Raw genomic sequence first — 14744 nt, forward strand, 5'->3', positions numbered from 1 at the left:
GTGAGGCCGTCGGAGAAGTGAGACGGGGTCGGCTCAGCCGGCCAACTGCTCGTACGCGGGCAGCGTGAGGAAGTCCGCGTAGTCCTCGTCCAGCGCGACCTTCAGGAGCAGGTCGTGCGCCTGCTGCCAGTTGCCCGCCGCGAAGGCCTCCTCGCCGATCTCGGCGCGGATGCTCGCCAGCTCCTCGGCGGCGACCTTGCGGGTCAGCTCGGGAGTCGCGCTCTCGCCGTTCTCGAACACGACACCCGCGTTGATCCACTGCCAGATCTGCGAGCGCGAGATCTCCGCCGTGGCCGCGTCCTCCATGAGGTTGAAGATGGCGACCGCGCCGAGGCCGCGCAGCCAGGCCTCGATGTAACGGATGCCGACCTGCACGGCGTTGACCAGACCGGCGTACGTCGGCTTGGCGTCGAGGGAGTCGACGGCGATCAGGTCACCGGCCGCGACCGACACGTCCTCGCGCAGCCGGTCCTTCTGGTTCGGCTTCTCACCGAGGACGGCGTCGAAGGAGGCCATCGCGATCGGGACGAGGTCCGGGTGAGCCACCCACGACCCGTCGAAACCGTCGCCCGCCTCGCGGTCCTTGTCGGCCTTGACCTTCTCGAAGGCGACCTTGTTGACCTCTTCGTCGCGCCGCGACGGGATGAACGCCGCCATGCCGCCGATCGCGTGCGCACCGCGCTTGTGGCAGGTGCGGACGAGGAGTTCGGTGTACGCGCGCATGAACGGGGCCGTCATCGTCACCGCGTTGCGGTCCGGGAGCACGAACTTCTGGCCGCCGTCACGGAAGTTCTTGACGATGGAGAAGAGGTAGTCCCAGCGGCCCGCGTTCAGCCCGGAGGCGTGGTCGCGGAGTTCGTAGAGGATCTCCTCCATCTCGTACGCCGCCGTGATCGTCTCGATCAGGACGGTCGCGCGGACGGTGCCCTGCGGGATACCGACGTAGTCCTGTGCGAAGACGAAGACGTCGTTCCAGAGACGGGCTTCCAGGTGCGACTCCGTCTTCGGGAGGTAGAAGTACGGTCCCTTGCCGAGGTCGAGCAGACGCCGCGCGTTGTGGAAGAAGTACAGGCCGAAGTCGACGAGTGCGCCGGGGACGGGCGTGCCGTCCGCGTCGACGAGGTGACGCTCGGCGAGGTGCCAGCCGCGCGGGCGCATGACGACGGTCGCGAGCTCGTCATCGGCCTTCAGCGCGTACGACTTGCCGGACCCCGGGTCGGTGAAGTCGATGCTGCGGGTGTAGGCGTCGATCAGGTTGAGCTGGCCGAGGACCACGTTCTCCCAGGTGGGCGCCGAGGCGTCCTCGAAGTCCGCGAGCCAGACCTTGGCACCCGAGTTGAGAGCGTTGATGGTCATCTTGCGGTCGGTGGGGCCGGTGATCTCGACGCGGCGGTCGTTCAGGGCGGCCGGAGCGGGGGCCACCTTCCAGGAGTCGTCCGCGCGGATCGCGGCGGTCTCCGGGAGGAAGTCGAGCGTGGAGGTGCGGGCGATGTCGGCGCGGCGCTCCGCACGGCGGGCGAGGAGCTCGTCACGCCGGGGCGTGAACAGCCGGTGCAGCTCGGCCACGAAGGCGAGGGCCGCGTCGGTGAGGACCTCTTCCTGCCGGGGCAGGGGCTCGGCGTCGACGATGGCCAGCGGGGACGGCGCTGGTGCGGACATGAGCTGTCACTTCCTTCAGCGAGCGTGGCACCGGGTGCCAGTCGACCCGGGTAGGGCGATCAGCGCCTGCGGAGCAGCTCGGCGCTTCTGAGCAGTGGATACTAGTTTCCTCATAGTGGAAGTTCAATGTTTTGTTGATGTCGAGATTGTCCGGGTCGAGAGAAGGTGGCGCTCAGTGCCACGCCGCTCACTCAAGGTGGACCAGGTCGTCCTCCGTGTCGATGTCGTACGCCTGTGCCACATCTCCGCACTCGACGAGCGTGATCGCGTCCTGGTGCTCCTTCAGATAGGCGCGTGCCCCACGGTCGCCGGTCGCGGTCGCCGCGATGCCGGCCCAGTGGGCGGCGCCGAAGAGGACGGGGTGGCCGCGCACACCTTCGTACGCGGCCGAGACCAGCGAGGTGTCGTCCTTGTAGGCGGCGAGAACCCGGGCGACCGCCTCCGGCCCGATGCCGGGCTGGTCGACCAGCGAGACCAGCGCCGCCCGCGTACCCGTGTCCGCGAGCGAGCCGAGCCCGGCCCGCAGCGACGAGCCCATGCCGTGCTCCCACTCGGGGTTCTCCACGAGCACGCACCCGTCGAGCCGCGCCCGCTCCCGTACGGCGTCGGCCCGCGCCCCCAGCACCACATGGACGCGCGTGCACCCGGCCGCGCGCAGCACCCCGACGGCGTACTCCACGAGCGGCCGCCCCCGGTGTTCGAGCAGCGCCTTGGGCCGCCCGCCGAGCCGTCGCCCCCCGCCCGCCGCGAGGAGCAGCCCGGCGACCTGGTCTTCCTTTTGCGTCATACGTCCTGCATACCTGACCCGGCGGCGACCGCACGGTTTTGTGGGGCTGAATTTCGGTCCACGCTGTGGCGCCCACCGCACGGGTGGCGTTTACTTGCCCGCGTCCCCCGGCGCCTGACCATCGCCACGGGGCGGGGGGTCGGCAGGCGAAGGACGTGCGCACAACGGCGCGCGAGGTCGTGCGCACAACGGCGTGCGAGGGGGGAGAGCTGTGTTGCGGAGCTTGGGGCAGAGGCCAGTGACCGGCAGCGACGAGGACCCGAGAGTGGCCGAACTGCGGACCGCCGTCTCCCGGCTGCGCCGTGAACTCGCCACGCACCCCGCCGAGTTCCCCGACCGGGGCATCGCCGAGGACGAGCTCGCGGCCCTCGCCGCGATGGCCGTCAGCGGCATCCCCGAGATACCGCGGCTGCGTCGCTCCCTGCTGCTGATCGCGGGCGCGATCGGCTCGGTCAGCGCGCTGGCGACCGGCCTCGCGGATGTGCGCAGCGCAGTGGAGCTGTTCGGAGAACCGCCACGGCGGGGTCAGCGGTAGTCGGCGGTGGTCGGCGGTGGCAGCGGTGCTCACGCCACCCAGTGCGGACGCCCCGAGTCCGTACCGGCCGTGTTGAGCCCGCTGTCCAAAGCGGTCGCGAGGCGGCGTACGGCCTCGTCGAGCACCTCGGACGGCAGGGCGGGAGATGCAGCGGCGTCAGGAAGAGCGGATGCCGGGGGTGCCGGTGCGGGAGTGGGTGGGGAGGCTGGTTGCCGGGTGCACGGCCGCCCGTGGCGGAGTGCGGTTCGCGCTGCCACGGCTTCGCCGAGGTGAGTCGTGATGGCCACCGCAGGGCGGGTCGTCGTCGGCGTCGGCGGCTCGCTCGCCGGTCTCGCCGCGGCGCGGACCGCCGCACGCGCCGCGCGCTGCGAAGGCGAGGCCCGCGGGCGGTCCGGTCAGGCGCCCGGGACCGAGCTCGCCAGCGCCTCCGACAGCTCCACCGCGACCTGCTGCAGTACGGGCACGATCTTCTCCATGGCCGCGTCGGTGACGCGGCCGGCCGGGCCGGAGATCGAAATGGCGGCGGCGGTGGGGGAGTCGGGGACGGAGACGGCGAGGCAGCGGACGCCGATCTCCTGCTCGTTGTCGTCGACCGCGTAGCCGAGTCGGCGCACCTCCTCCAGCGCGGTGAGGAAGCCGTCCGGCGTGGTGATCGTCTTCTCCGTCGCGGCGGGCATGCCGGTACGGGCGAGCAGCGCGCGCACCTCGTCCGCCGGGGTGTTCGCCAGCAGGGCCTTGCCGACGCCCGTGGAGTGCGGCAGCACCCGGCGGCCCACCTCGGTGAACATCCGCATCGAGTGCTTGGAGGGCACCTGGGCCACGTACACGATCTCGTCCCCGTCGAGCAGCGCCATGTTCGCGGTCTCGCCGGTCTCCTCGACCAGGCGCGCGAGGTAGGGGCGGGCCCAGGTGCCGAGCAGCCGGGAGGCGGACTCGCCGAGGCGGATCAGCCGGGGGCCGAGCGCATACCGGCGGTTCGGCTGCTGACGTACGTAACCGCAGGCCACCAGCGTGCGCATCAGCCGGTGGATGGTGGGCAGCGGCAGCCCGCTGCTGGCGGAGAGCTCGCTCAGGCCCACCTCGCCGCCGGCGTCGGCCATGCGCTCGAGCAGATCGAAGGCACGCTCGAGGGACTGGACACCACCGCTCGGGGCGGATGACTTGGCGGCGTCGGTGGTGCTGGCGCTGGACGCAGGCACGGCGCGGTCCTTTCACGGCTGACAGGCAGATGCAGCCTACCCGGGACTTGGTTGACTCCTTGGTGGTACGTAGTTACGTTTCTGCTTCGTGGAATTCTTGTTCCATTTCGTGGAAATATCCAGAGGGATGGATCAGGGAGCAGGATGGGAAGGCGGGCCCTTGACGGCGCGAGGGCTGGAGTGAAGACTCCTTCAACAGAACGTTGAATTCCGTTACGTGGAAGTTAACAGCGGTAGCGGGAGTCAGCAGCGGCGGAGAGGGGTCCGGGTGTCCGAAGTCGGATGGGTCGAACTGATGCTGCGCTCGACGCGCGTCATCACTCCCGAAGGGACGCGCGCCGCTTCGGTCGCGGTCGCCGCGGGGAAGATCACTGCTGTGCTCGCGCACGACGCCGAGGTGCCGCCCGGTGCCCGCCTGGAGGACTTCGGCGACGACGTCCTCCTGCCCGGTCTCGTCGACACCCACGTGCACGTCAACGACCCCGGCCGCACGGAGTGGGAGGGTTTCTGGACGGCGACCCGCGCCGCCGCGGCCGGCGGCATCACGACCCTGGTCGACATGCCGCTCAACTCCCTCCCGCCGACGACCACGGTCGACCACCTCCGTACGAAGCGGGAAGCCGCCCGCTCCAAGGCCCATATCGACGTCGGCTTCTGGGGCGGCGCCCTGCCCGACAACGTCAAGGACCTGCGCCCGCTGCACGACGCCGGAGTCTTCGGCTTCAAGGCCTTCCTGTCGCCGTCCGGGGTCGACGAGTTCCCCGAGCTGGATCAGGACCGGCTCGCCCGGTCCCTCGCCGAGATCGCCGGATTCGACGGCCTGCTCATCGTGCACGCCGAGGACCCGCACCACCTCGCCGCCGCCCCCCAGAAGGGGGGCCAGAAGTACGCCGACTTCCTCGCCTCGCGCCCGCGCCACGCCGAGGACACGGCCATCACGAACCTCATCGCCCAGGCCGAACGCCTCCACGCGCGCGTGCACGTGCTGCACCTGTCGTCCTCCGACGCGCTGCCCCTGATCGCCGCGGCCAAGCGCGAGGGCGTACGGATCACCGTGGAGACCTGCCCCCACTACCTGACCCTGACGGCCGAGGAAGTCCCGGACGGGGCGAGCGAGTTCAAGTGCTGCCCGCCCATCCGTGAGGCCGCCAACCAGGATCTGCTGTGGCAGGCGCTGGCCGACGGCACGATCGACTGCGTCGTCACCGACCACTCACCGTCCACGGCCGACCTGAAGACGGACGACTTCGCGACCGCCTGGGGCGGCATCTCCGGGCTCCAGCTCAGCCTGTCCGCGGTCTGGACGGAGGCCCGCAAGCGCGGCCACGGCCTGGAGGACGTGGTCCGCTGGATGTCCTCGCGCACGGCGCGACTCGTCGGCCTCGACCACCGCAAGGGCGCCATCGCGGTGGGCCGCGACGCCGACTTCGCCGTCCTCGCGCCCGACGAGACCTTCACCGTGGACCCCGCCGCGCTGCAGCACCGCAACCGGGTCACGGCGTACGCGGGCAAAACACTCAGCGGGGTCGTGAAGTCCACCTGGCTGCGCGGCGAGCGCATCGTGGCCGACGGCGAGTTCACCGAGCCGACGGGACACCTCCTCTCCCGCCAACCGTGATCCGCGCGCCTGCGCCCACCCCCGTACCCGTACTCGCATCCGCATCCGCAACGGCCGACCCTCGAAAGGCAGATCGATCATCGTGACGGCGATTTCCACCTTCACCGGCGACGCGAACCCCTACGGAGGCGGCGACCCGTACGCGGACTACCGCACCGCCGACTTCCCCTTCACCCAGTACGCCAACCTCGCCGACCGGCAGCTCGGCGCCGGAGTCATCGCCGCCAACGACGAGTTCTTCGCCCAGCGGGAGAACCTCCTCGTGCCCGGGCGGGCCGAGTTCGACCCCGAGCACTTCGGGCACAAGGGCAAGATCATGGACGGCTGGGAGACACGGCGGCGCCGTGGCGCCTCGGCCGAGCACCCGTGGCCGACCGCCGAGGACCACGACTGGGCGCTGGTGCGGCTGGGCGCGCCCGGTGTCGTACGCGGCGTGGTCGTCGACACGGCTCACTTCCGCGGCAACTACCCCCAGGCGGTGTCGGTCGAGGGGGCCTCGCTCCCCGGCTCCCCGTCGCCGGAGGAACTGCTGGCGGACGGCGTGAAGTGGACCACGCTCGTACCGCGCACGCCCGTCGGCGGCCACGCGGCCAACGGCTTCGCCGTCTCCGTCGAACAGCGCTTCACCCACCTACGCGTCAACCAGTACCCCGACGGCGGCATCGCCCGGCTGCGCGTGTACGGCGAGGTCGTGGCCGACCCGACGTGGCTCTCCACACTCGGCACCTTCGACGTCGTCGCCCTGGAGAACGGCGGCCAGGTCGAGGACGCGTCCAACCTCTTCTACTCGCCCGCCACGAACACCATCCAGCCGGGCCGCTCCCGCAAGATGGACGACGGCTGGGAGACGCGCCGCCGACGCGACCAGGGCAACGACTGGATCGGCTACCAGCTGGTCGCCCAGTCCGAGGTCCGCGCGCTCGAGATCGACACGGCGTACCTGAAGGGCAACAGCGCCGGTTGGGCGTCGGTGTCGGTGAAGAACGGCGACGCCGGCGACTGGACGGAGATCGTCCCCCGCACCCGCCTCCAGCCCGACACCAACCACCGCTTCACCCTCGCCGCGCCGGTGGTCGGGACCCACGCGCGCGTGGACATCTTCCCGGACGGCGGTATCTCGCGCCTGCGCCTGTTCGGCTCCCTGACGGAGGAGGGCACGACGGCCCTGACGGCCAGGTACCAGGAGCTCGGCGGCTGAGGCCGCGCCGCCGAGCGGGCCCCGGCGGGGTGCGATCAGGGCTCGTCGTCGGCGGCGGCGTCGCGGGGACGGCTGTCGCGCAGCTGCCGCCAGTGCGTGCGGTACAGCACGTAGTACAGGGCGACGGCCACGGCACCCGCCTGCAGGCCCAAGCCGAACTCCAAGAAGGAGTCCTCGCTCGTGAGGCCGTTGGTCAGGTAGGCGAAGTTCATGCCGAAGAAGCCGGTCAGGAACGACAGCGGCAGGAAGATCATCGAGACGATGGTGAGTCTGTTGATCACGACGTTCTGCTGATCGGCGACGAGAGACGAGTAGTTGTTCGCGGCTCGCAGGGCCGCGTCCCGCAGCGCCTCGATCTCCACGAGTACCAGCTGCACGGTGTGCTCGTGCAGGCGGTTCATCGCCTGTCGCCTCTCCGGGAGGTCGTGATTCGCCATCCGGCGACGTACGAGGATCTCCTGCGCGACCGCGGAGTAGGGCAGGAACGCGCGATGCAGATGGGCCGCGTGCTGCCGCAGCCGGGCCAGACGGTGGACCTGCTCCGGCTGCCGCTGCTCGAACATCGCTTCCTCCAGGTCCTCGACCTCCAGATGTGCCTGCGTGACGGCCCGGCGAAAGGTCTCCAGGACCCCTTGCAGAAACAGGAACAGCGTCGTCACCGAGTCGGGGGGCAGATCCTGCGGCAAACGGTCGAAGAAGGTCTCGATCAGTTCGACCGGCCCATGATGCACCGTGATGAAGTGCCGGTCGTCGGAAAGAACATGGATATGGGTGACCTGGTTGCCGCGGACCACCGGTACGACGCCGACGGCGGTGCCCGCGTGGTACTCGGCCCGGACGTGTTCGTCCGGTCGGCCGAGCCACTCCCAGGCGGGGTCATCCAGTCCGAGCCGACGGGAGAGCGGCTCGACGTCGAGCGGGGGTTCGTCTCCCTGGTCGATGTCCACGATCACGAAACCGGAGGTCGCCAGACGCTCCCTCGCCTGTGCCAACCCCGTGCGAGCGACGACGCCCTCCGGCATCGACACCACCGAAACGATCATCGCCCCTCACCGTGGATGGCGTCGTGTGCACACTGCAACGTCCATCGGCACACTACCGCTGAAGGCCCCGCGAGCAGCTGACCGAAGGATGCGCCGTGTCCCCCCCAGCGGCTGGAGGGCTGTTCTCGAGGCACGCGAAGGAAGCGGGCACCGCCATGGGCGAGCTCACCCGCACCGGCTTCGTGGCGGCTGGAGCGTTCCTTACGGGGACGAGGGCTTCGGACGGTTCATCACCGACGTCTTCTCCCCCGCGGACGCCTTCCTGCTCGGCAGGCGCACCTACCAGTACCACCGGCACAGGCGTGGCGATCCTGCGTACCAGCCGGAAGGCCGCCCGATCTACGGCAGCTACTGAAGCCACGAGAGCAGCCGCTGAAGCGGCTCCTGAAACCGTGCAGCCCCTGCACGCATCCCCGCCGGTAGGGCGTCGGCCGCGGACTTCGCCGTCCCGGGGCAGTCGGCGGCAGGTTAACTCCCGGAAAATTCATCGGACTTGGCGGGAGAAATCATCTGCCTTGACATTGACATGCCACGGTCTACGCGCGTCATTCTATAGCCATGAGATTCCCCCCACGAACCACTCGTATCGGCGCCCTGGTCGCCCTCATGTCCGCGCTGCTCATCGGCGGCACCGCCGTGGTCCCCGCCGACGCGGCGGCCACCGCCGTGGGCAGCATCTGCTACGGCAGCCTGCCGTCGCAGGCGTACGACACGCTGGACCTGATCGCGTCCGGCGGTCCCTTCCCGTACTCCCAGGACGGGGTCGTGTTCCAGAACCGGGAGGGTGTCCTCCCCTCCCAGTCCACCGGGTACTACCACGAGTACACCGTCATCACGCCGGGCTCCTCGACGCGTGGCGCCAAGCGCATCGTGACCGGCAAGAAGACGCAGGAGGACTACTACACCTCGGACCACTACGTCACGTTCAACCTGATCAACTTCAGCTGCTGATCCGAGGGTGAACCGTACGACTGCTTTGACTGCTCGGTAGTTTGACCGCTCGACAGTTCGACCGCTCCGCAGCAAGACCCTCGCCCCGCGGCTCCCCCCACGTTCGTCGGCCGCGGGGCGAGGCATGTCGAAAGAGCGAGGCATGTCGAAGGCGTCGAAGGAGCGGAAGGACGAAAGTCTGAAGCGCCGCTACTTTCGTCGGTGATTCCGGGCGCGGGGGAGGTGGCGGCGGCCATCTCCTCATAGATTTGTCGACCGTGAGTGGTGACAATCCGGTGCCTGTGACACCCGTTCTGCCCGGGCGGCGCTGGCTGCTGCCGTCGGCCGTGGTCGCGGAGCTCGACTCCGAGCGGGCGGGGCGGGGCGGACGGGCGCGGCGTACCGTGCGGGACTGGGTGGTCGACTTCGGGTGTTTCCTGCTGGCCGTCGTCATCGGGGCGATGGCCGCGCACTCGGTGAGCCGTGAACCGGACATCCCGCACGGCCTCGCCGTCGTCGACCAGTTGCTCGGTGTGCTCGCCTGCGGAGCGGTGTGGTTCCGGCGCCGCCGGCCGCTGGGGCTCGCTGTGGCGATGGTGCCTGTCGGACTGCTCTCGAACACCGCGGGCGGCGCCGGTATGGTCGCCCTCTTCACACTGGCCGTGCACCGGCCCTTCAAGTACGTGGGCTGGATCGCCGGGCTGCAACTCGCGCTGCTTCCGGTCTACCTCTGGCTGCGTCCCGATCCCGATCTGCCGTACGTCGCCGCCGTCTTCGTCACCGCGCTGGTGACCGCGGCGGTCGTCGGCTGGGGCATGTTCGTACGGTCCAAGCGACAGCTCATGCTGAGTCTGCGGGACCGGGCACGGCGGGCCGAGACGGAGGCCGCGCTGCGGGCCGAGCAGGCGCAGCGGCTGGCACGCGAGGCCATCGCGCGCGAGATGCACGATGTGCTCGCGCACCGGCTGACGCTGCTGAGCGTGCACGCGGGGGCGCTGGAGTTCCGGCCGGACGCGCCCCGCGAGGAGGTGGCGCGGGCTGCCGGGGTGATCCGGGAGAGCGCGCACGAGGCGCTGCAGGATCTGCGGGAGATCATAGGGGTGCTGAGGGCGGGTGACTCCGATGACGCGGGGCGGCCGCAGCCTACGCTCGCCGGGCTGGACGCGTTGGTGTCCGAGTCGCGTGCGGCGGGCATGAAGGTCGTCCTTGATCGCCGTGTCACCGGCTCCGCCGCCGTGCCCGCCTCCGTCGGTCGGACGGCGTACCGCATTGCCCAGGAGGGGCTGACGAACGCCCGTAAGCACGCCCCGGGTGCCGAGGTCACGGTCTGTGTCTCGGGCGCCCCGGGTGACGGCCTCAGCGTGTCCGTACGCAACCCGGCACCGCCGGGGGACGTGCCGCATGTGCCCGGTTCCGGGCAGGGGCTGATCGGTTTGACCGAGCGGGCCACCCTGGCCGGCGGGCGGCTGGAGCACGGGCCCGACGAGGGCGGGGGCTTCGCGGTACGGGCCTGGCTGGCGTGGGGCGCTTGACGCCGGGCGGGTGGGGCGGGGCCGTGCCGGTACGACCCCTTCTGTGGCACGGCGGCTGCGGGTGCGTGGGGCAGGGGTCTCCGCGCCGACGGGCGGCTGCTGGTGTGTCAGGGCCTGCGGGGGACCACGCGGTGGCCCGCTGTCCCGTACACCCAGCTTGATGTCTCCTCGATGAAGTCCGTGGGGAAGCCGGTGCGGAAGCCCGTGGCCTCCTCCAGCTTGGTCAGCAGGTCGTCGGGGATGGTGAGCCGGGTCGCGCCGAGGTTCTCGGTGAGCTGGGTGACATGGCGGGCGCCCACGATGGGGTGGACGGTGGGGGAGTGGGCCATGGTCCAGGCGATGGCCACCTGGGCGGGGGTCGCGCCCAGTTCGTCGGCCGTTGACCGGACCGTCTCGGCCACGGTTCGTTCGAGTTCGCCGATGGCCTCGGGGGAGAGGCGGGTCGCCGTGCCCGGGACCACGCCGCCCGGGCGGGTGTACTTGCCGGACAGGACGCCGTTCTGGAGGGGGCTCCAGGCGGCTACCGACATGCCGAATGTCTCGGCCATGGGGAGGAGTTCGCGCTCGGCGTCGCGGCTGAGCAGGCTGTAGGGCACCTGGAGCGCGGCGAACGGGGACCAACCCCGCCACTCGGCGAGGGTGTTGGCGCGTGACACGATCCAGGCGGGAGCGTCCGAGATGCCCACGTACAGGACCTTTCCGGAACGCACGGCGTCGTCCAGGGCGCGCATGGTTTCCTCGACCGGTGTGTTCCGGTCCCAGATGTGCACCCAGTAGACGTCGATGTAGTCGGTTCCGAGGCGCCGCAGGCTCGTCTCCAGGGAGAGGGTGAGGTTCTTGCGGTGGTTTCCGGCGGCGTTCGGGTCGGTGCCGTCGCGCGAGACCGTGTACTTGGTGGAGAGGACGAAACGGTCGCGTCGGCCCTTGAGTAAGTCCCCCACTATCTCCTCGCTGGCTCCGCCGCGGTAGTTGACGGCGGTGTCCACCACGTTGCCGCCTGCCTCCGCGTACGCGTCGAGGATCCGCGCGCACTCCTCCCTGGGCGCTCCCACGCCTCCCTGTTCCCCGAACGTCATGGCACCCAGGAACAGCTCCGAGACGCGAAGGCCGGTCCTGCCCAAGAGCCGATAGCGCACTGAAGTCCTCCGAGAGCCGACTGCCGTGGCGACCGACGGTAGTCGTCGGTCGCGGTCCGGGGGACGGAAATACGTCGGCGCGCACCTACGGTAGGCACCATGAACGCGATCCGACTGCTCCTCGTCGACGACGATCCGCTGGTGAGGGCCGGCCTCTCCTTCATGATGGGCGGGGCCGACGACATCGAGATCGTCGGTGAGGCCGCCGACGGCGGTGAGGTCGAGGCGCTCGTCGAGCGCACCCGCCCGGATGTCGTTCTGATGGACATCCGGATGGCCGTGGTCGACGGGCTCACGGCCACCGAGCGGTTACGGGGGCGCAAGGACGCTCCGCAGGTCGTGGTCCTGACCACGTTTCACGCCGACGACCAGGTGTTGCGGGCCCTGCGCGCGGGGGCCGCCGGGTTCGTTCTCAAGGACACTCCGCCGGTGGAGATCCTTGCCGCGGTGCGGCGGGTCGCGGCCGGTGATCCCGTGCTCTCGCCCGCTGTCACCCGTCAGTTGATGGAGCACGCGGCCGGTGGCCCGTCGGGTACCCGACGTACGACCGCGCGTTCCCGGATCGGCGTGCTCAACGACCGTGAACGCGAGGTCGCCGTGGCCGTCGGGAGTGGTGCCTCCAACGCCGAGATCGCCGCCGAGCTGTACATGAGCGTCGCCACCGTCAAGACCCATGTCTCCCGCATCCTCGCCAAGCTCGACCTCAACAACCGTGTGCAGATCGCCCTGTTGACCTACGACGCGGGATTTCTGGAAGGGGACGGGCACTGAGTGCGGCGCCCGTGCGTTGGAGGGGGTGACGGGAAGGGGAAGCATGATCGACCTGGGGGAGTACGGACCGGGCTTCACGAGAGACCCGTTTCCGGTGTACGCGGAGCTGCGCGAGCGCGGTCCCGTCCACTGGGTGCGGATGCCACCGCCCGACTCGTACGATTGCTGGCTCGTTGTGGGGTACGAGGAGGCGCGGGCCGCGCTCGCCGACCCGCGGCTCTCCAAGGACAACAGCAAGAGAGGACTCAGCCTGCTCGAAGCGGAGCTGATGGGCCGCTATCTGTTGATCTCCGATCCGCCGGAGCACACCCGGCTGCGTTCGCTCGTCGCGGGCGCGTTCACCATGCGGCGGGTGGAGGCGCTGCGTCCGCGTGTCCAGCAGATCACCGACGAGTTGTTGGAGGAGATGCTGCCGAAGGGGCGCGCCGACCTGGTGGACTCCTTCGCCTATCCGCTGCCCATCACGGTCATCTGCGAGCTGCTGGGCGTCCCGGACATCGACCGGGCGGCGTTCCGCGCGATGTCGAACGAGATCGTGGCGCCGACGGGTGGAGATTCCGAGCTTGTCGCCGTCCAGCAGCTGGCCGCCTATCTCGATGAGTTGATCGAGGACAAGCGGTGCACGGCACCCGCCGACGATCTGCTCGGCGACCTCATCCGCACCCGGGCCGAGGACGGCGACCGGCTCTCCCGCGACGAGTTGCGCGGGATGGCGTTCATCCTGCTGGTCGCGGGGCACGAGACGACGGTCAATCTGATCACGACCGGTGTGCACACTCTGCTCACCCATCCCGACCAACTCGCCGCGCTGCGGGCCGACATGACCCTCCTGGACGGCGCGGTGGAGGAGCTGCTGCGCTTCGAGGGACCGGTCGAGACGGCGACGTACCGCTATGCGGCGGAGCCGATGGAGATCGGTGGCAGCGCCATTGGGGTGGGCGACGCGGTGATCATCGGACTCGACGCCGCCAACCGGGACGCGGCGCACTGCCCGCACCCGGACCGCTTCGACATCCGCCGCGATGCGCAGAGCCATCTCGCGTTCGGGCACGGCGTTCACTACTGCCTGGGTGCGCCCCTGGCCCGTCTCGAAGCCCGTGTGGCGCTGCGTTCGCTGCTGGAGAGCTGTCCGGATCTCGCTCTCGACGGGCCTCCTGGCGAGTGGCTGCGCGGCATGCTGATGCGCGGTCTGCGCAGTCTGCCGTTGCGCTGGTGAACGGTCGGTCCGGCGGTGCGGCTCCTTGAGCGAGGGGCCGCACCGCAGGGCCTCGGGATCAGTCCCGTCCGCCGGGGATCTCCGCCAGGTGCACCGGGCGCCGCTCCAGCCGCGACAGCTCACAGGCCTCCGCGATGCGCAGGGCGTGCAGGGCCTCCTGCCCGTCACAGGGGTTGGCGCGTTCGCCGCGGACGACATCGACGAAGGCGGCGAGCTCGGCCTCGTAGGCGGGTCCGAAGCGCTCCAGGAAGCCGGTCCACGGCTTGTCGGCGGCCGGCGGCCCGGCCGGTTCGGTGGAGGTGATCGGCGTACGGTCGTCCAGGCCGACGCCGATCTGGTCCAGCTCGCCGGCCAGCTCCATACGGACGTCGTAGCCCGCGCCGTTCATCCGGGTCGCGGTCGCCGTGGCGAGCGTGCCGTCGTCCAGGGTGAGGACGGCGGCGGCGGTGTCGATGTCGTGCGCCTCGCGGAACATCGACGGTCCGGCGTCCGAGCCCATCGCGTACACCTCGACGACCTCGTGGCCCGTGATCCAGCGCAGCATGTCGAAGTCGTGGACGAGGCAGTCGCGGTAGAGGCCGCCGGAGAGCGGGAGGTAGGCGGCCGGGGGCGGCGACTGGTCGGAGGTCATCGCGCGGATGGTGTGCAGCCGTCCGAGCCGCCCGGAGCGCACCGCCTTGCGCGCGTTCGTGTAGCCCACGTCGAAGCGGCGCTGGAAGCCCAGCTGCAGGATCGTGCCGGCGGCGTCCACCTCGGCGAGCGCGGACAGCGTGCCCGGCAGGTCGAGGGCGATGGGCTTCTCGCAGAACACCGGGAGCCCCAGGCGCGCTGCCCGACCGATCAGTTCGCCGTGCGCCGAGGTGGCCGCCGTGATGACCACGGCGTCCACGCCCCAGGTGAAGATCTCGTCCACGCTGGGCGCAGCCGTCGCGCCCAGACGGTCCGCGAGCGCATGAGCCCTTACTGAGTCCGCGTCCGTGACGATGAGGGAGGAGCCGACCTCGCGGTGGCGGTGGAGAACGGTCGCGTGAAATGTACCGATACGACCTGTTCCGATAAGTCCGATGCGCATGGGAACAAACTGGGGGCCCACCAGGCACGCTGTCAATGGTTTGTCCGG

13 protein-coding genes and 1 pseudogene are annotated in these 14744 nt (G+C 70.3%); 8 read left to right on the forward strand and 6 right to left on the reverse strand.

Annotated features, from left to right (window positions below; all coding sequences use genetic code 11):
- Nucleotides 1-33: 33 nt before the first annotated feature.
- Nucleotides 34-1659 (reverse strand): malate synthase A, encoded by a 1626-nt coding sequence (aceB, locus tag OG747_RS37010; protein WP_405883723.1) that lies wholly within the window; start codon nt 1657-1659, stop codon nt 34-36.
- Between the two features lie 187 nt (nt 1660-1846).
- Nucleotides 1847-2446, reverse strand: a complete 600-nt coding sequence (locus tag OG747_RS37015) for an NTP transferase domain-containing protein (protein WP_405883725.1) — start codon at nt 2444-2446, stop codon at nt 1847-1849.
- Between the two features lie 211 nt (nt 2447-2657).
- On the opposite strand from OG747_RS37015, the gene OG747_RS37020 reads away from it, so the two are divergent.
- Nucleotides 2658-2981, forward strand: coding sequence for a DUF5955 family protein (locus tag OG747_RS37020; protein WP_405883726.1), 324 nt, complete (start codon nt 2658-2660; stop codon nt 2979-2981).
- Between the two features lie 395 nt (nt 2982-3376).
- Here the strand turns inward: OG747_RS37020 and OG747_RS37025 are convergent, their stop codons facing one another.
- Nucleotides 3377-4180, reverse strand: a complete 804-nt coding sequence (locus OG747_RS37025) for an IclR family transcriptional regulator (protein WP_405883727.1) — start codon at nt 4178-4180, stop codon at nt 3377-3379.
- A gap of 295 nt (nt 4181-4475) precedes the next feature.
- Here OG747_RS37025 and allB point away from each other — a divergent pair, with 295 nt between their 5' ends.
- The gene (gene allB / locus OG747_RS37030) at nt 4476-5798 is read left to right on the forward strand and encodes an allantoinase AllB (RefSeq protein ID WP_405885886.1); all 1323 of its coding nucleotides are present in this window, start codon (nt 4476-4478) and stop codon (nt 5796-5798) included.
- A gap of 82 nt (nt 5799-5880) precedes the next feature.
- Nucleotides 5881-6996: an allantoicase gene (gene alc, locus OG747_RS37035; RefSeq protein WP_405883728.1), complete on the forward strand. Its 1116-nt coding sequence runs from the start codon at nt 5881-5883 to the stop codon at nt 6994-6996.
- 35 nt (nt 6997-7031) lie between these two features.
- On the opposite strand, the gene OG747_RS37040 is transcribed toward alc, so the two are convergent.
- Entirely contained in the window at nt 7032-8039 is a 1008-nt protein-coding gene (locus OG747_RS37040; protein WP_405883729.1) for a CorA family divalent cation transporter, read from the reverse strand.
- Between the two features lie 184 nt (nt 8040-8223).
- Between OG747_RS37040 and OG747_RS37045 the strand changes: the two are divergent.
- The 3 genes and pseudogenes from OG747_RS37045 to OG747_RS37055 form a co-directional block, all read left to right on the forward strand.
- Nucleotides 8224-8322 (forward strand): annotated as a pseudogene (locus tag OG747_RS37045) (dihydrofolate reductase); the annotation flags it as partial.
- Between the two features lie 275 nt (nt 8323-8597).
- The gene (locus OG747_RS37050; RefSeq protein WP_405883730.1) at nt 8598-8990 is read left to right on the forward strand and encodes a ribonuclease domain-containing protein; all 393 of its coding nucleotides are present in this window, start codon (nt 8598-8600) and stop codon (nt 8988-8990) included.
- Between the two features lie 248 nt (nt 8991-9238).
- Nucleotides 9239-10501, forward strand: a complete 1263-nt coding sequence (locus OG747_RS37055; protein ID WP_405883731.1) for a sensor histidine kinase — start codon at nt 9239-9241, stop codon at nt 10499-10501.
- A gap of 107 nt (nt 10502-10608) precedes the next feature.
- On the opposite strand, the gene OG747_RS37060 is transcribed toward OG747_RS37055, so the two are convergent.
- Nucleotides 10609-11637: an aldo/keto reductase gene (locus tag OG747_RS37060; protein WP_405883732.1), complete on the reverse strand. Its 1029-nt coding sequence runs from the start codon at nt 11635-11637 to the stop codon at nt 10609-10611.
- Nucleotides 11638-11736: 99 nt separating this feature from the next.
- On the opposite strand from OG747_RS37060, the gene OG747_RS37065 reads away from it, so the two are divergent.
- Nucleotides 11737-12408: a response regulator gene (locus tag OG747_RS37065; RefSeq protein WP_405883734.1), complete on the forward strand. Its 672-nt coding sequence runs from the start codon at nt 11737-11739 to the stop codon at nt 12406-12408.
- A gap of 43 nt (nt 12409-12451) precedes the next feature.
- On the forward strand, nt 12452-13624 hold the full coding sequence (locus OG747_RS37070; protein WP_405883735.1) for a cytochrome P450: 1173 nt from the start codon (nt 12452-12454) through the stop codon (nt 13622-13624).
- 58 nt (nt 13625-13682) lie between these two features.
- Here OG747_RS37070 and OG747_RS37075 read toward each other — a convergent pair whose 3' ends face one another.
- Entirely contained in the window at nt 13683-14696 is a 1014-nt protein-coding gene (locus OG747_RS37075) for a Gfo/Idh/MocA family oxidoreductase (RefSeq protein ID WP_405883736.1), read from the reverse strand.
- Nucleotides 14697-14744: the final 48 nt, after the last annotated feature.

This window comes from Streptomyces sp. NBC_01384, from assembly GCF_045040035.1.
In the GTDB taxonomy this organism is placed as follows: Bacteria; Actinomycetota; Actinomycetes; order Streptomycetales; family Streptomycetaceae; genus Streptomyces.

Bases quoted from the DNA above. Each gene is read 5' to 3' on its own strand.
- aceB (WP_405883723.1), bottom strand. From the start codon at position 1,659: ATGTCCGCACCAGCGCCGTCCCCGCTGGCCATCGTCGACGCCGAGCCC.
- OG747_RS37015 (WP_405883725.1), bottom strand. From the start codon at position 2,446: ATGACGCAAAAGGAAGACCAGGTCGCCGGGCTGCTCCTCGCGGCGGGC.
- allB (WP_405885886.1), top strand. From the start codon at position 4,476: ATGCTGCGCTCGACGCGCGTCATCACTCCCGAAGGGACGCGCGCCGCT.
- OG747_RS37040 (WP_405883729.1), bottom strand. From the start codon at position 8,039: ATGATCGTTTCGGTGGTGTCGATGCCGGAGGGCGTCGTCGCTCGCACG.
- OG747_RS37050 (WP_405883730.1), top strand. From the start codon at position 8,598: ATGAGATTCCCCCCACGAACCACTCGTATCGGCGCCCTGGTCGCCCTC.
- OG747_RS37065 (WP_405883734.1), top strand. From the start codon at position 11,737: ATGAACGCGATCCGACTGCTCCTCGTCGACGACGATCCGCTGGTGAGG.
- OG747_RS37070 (WP_405883735.1), top strand. From the start codon at position 12,452: ATGATCGACCTGGGGGAGTACGGACCGGGCTTCACGAGAGACCCGTTT.
- OG747_RS37075 (WP_405883736.1), bottom strand. From the start codon at position 14,696: ATGCGCATCGGACTTATCGGAACAGGTCGTATCGGTACATTTCACGCG.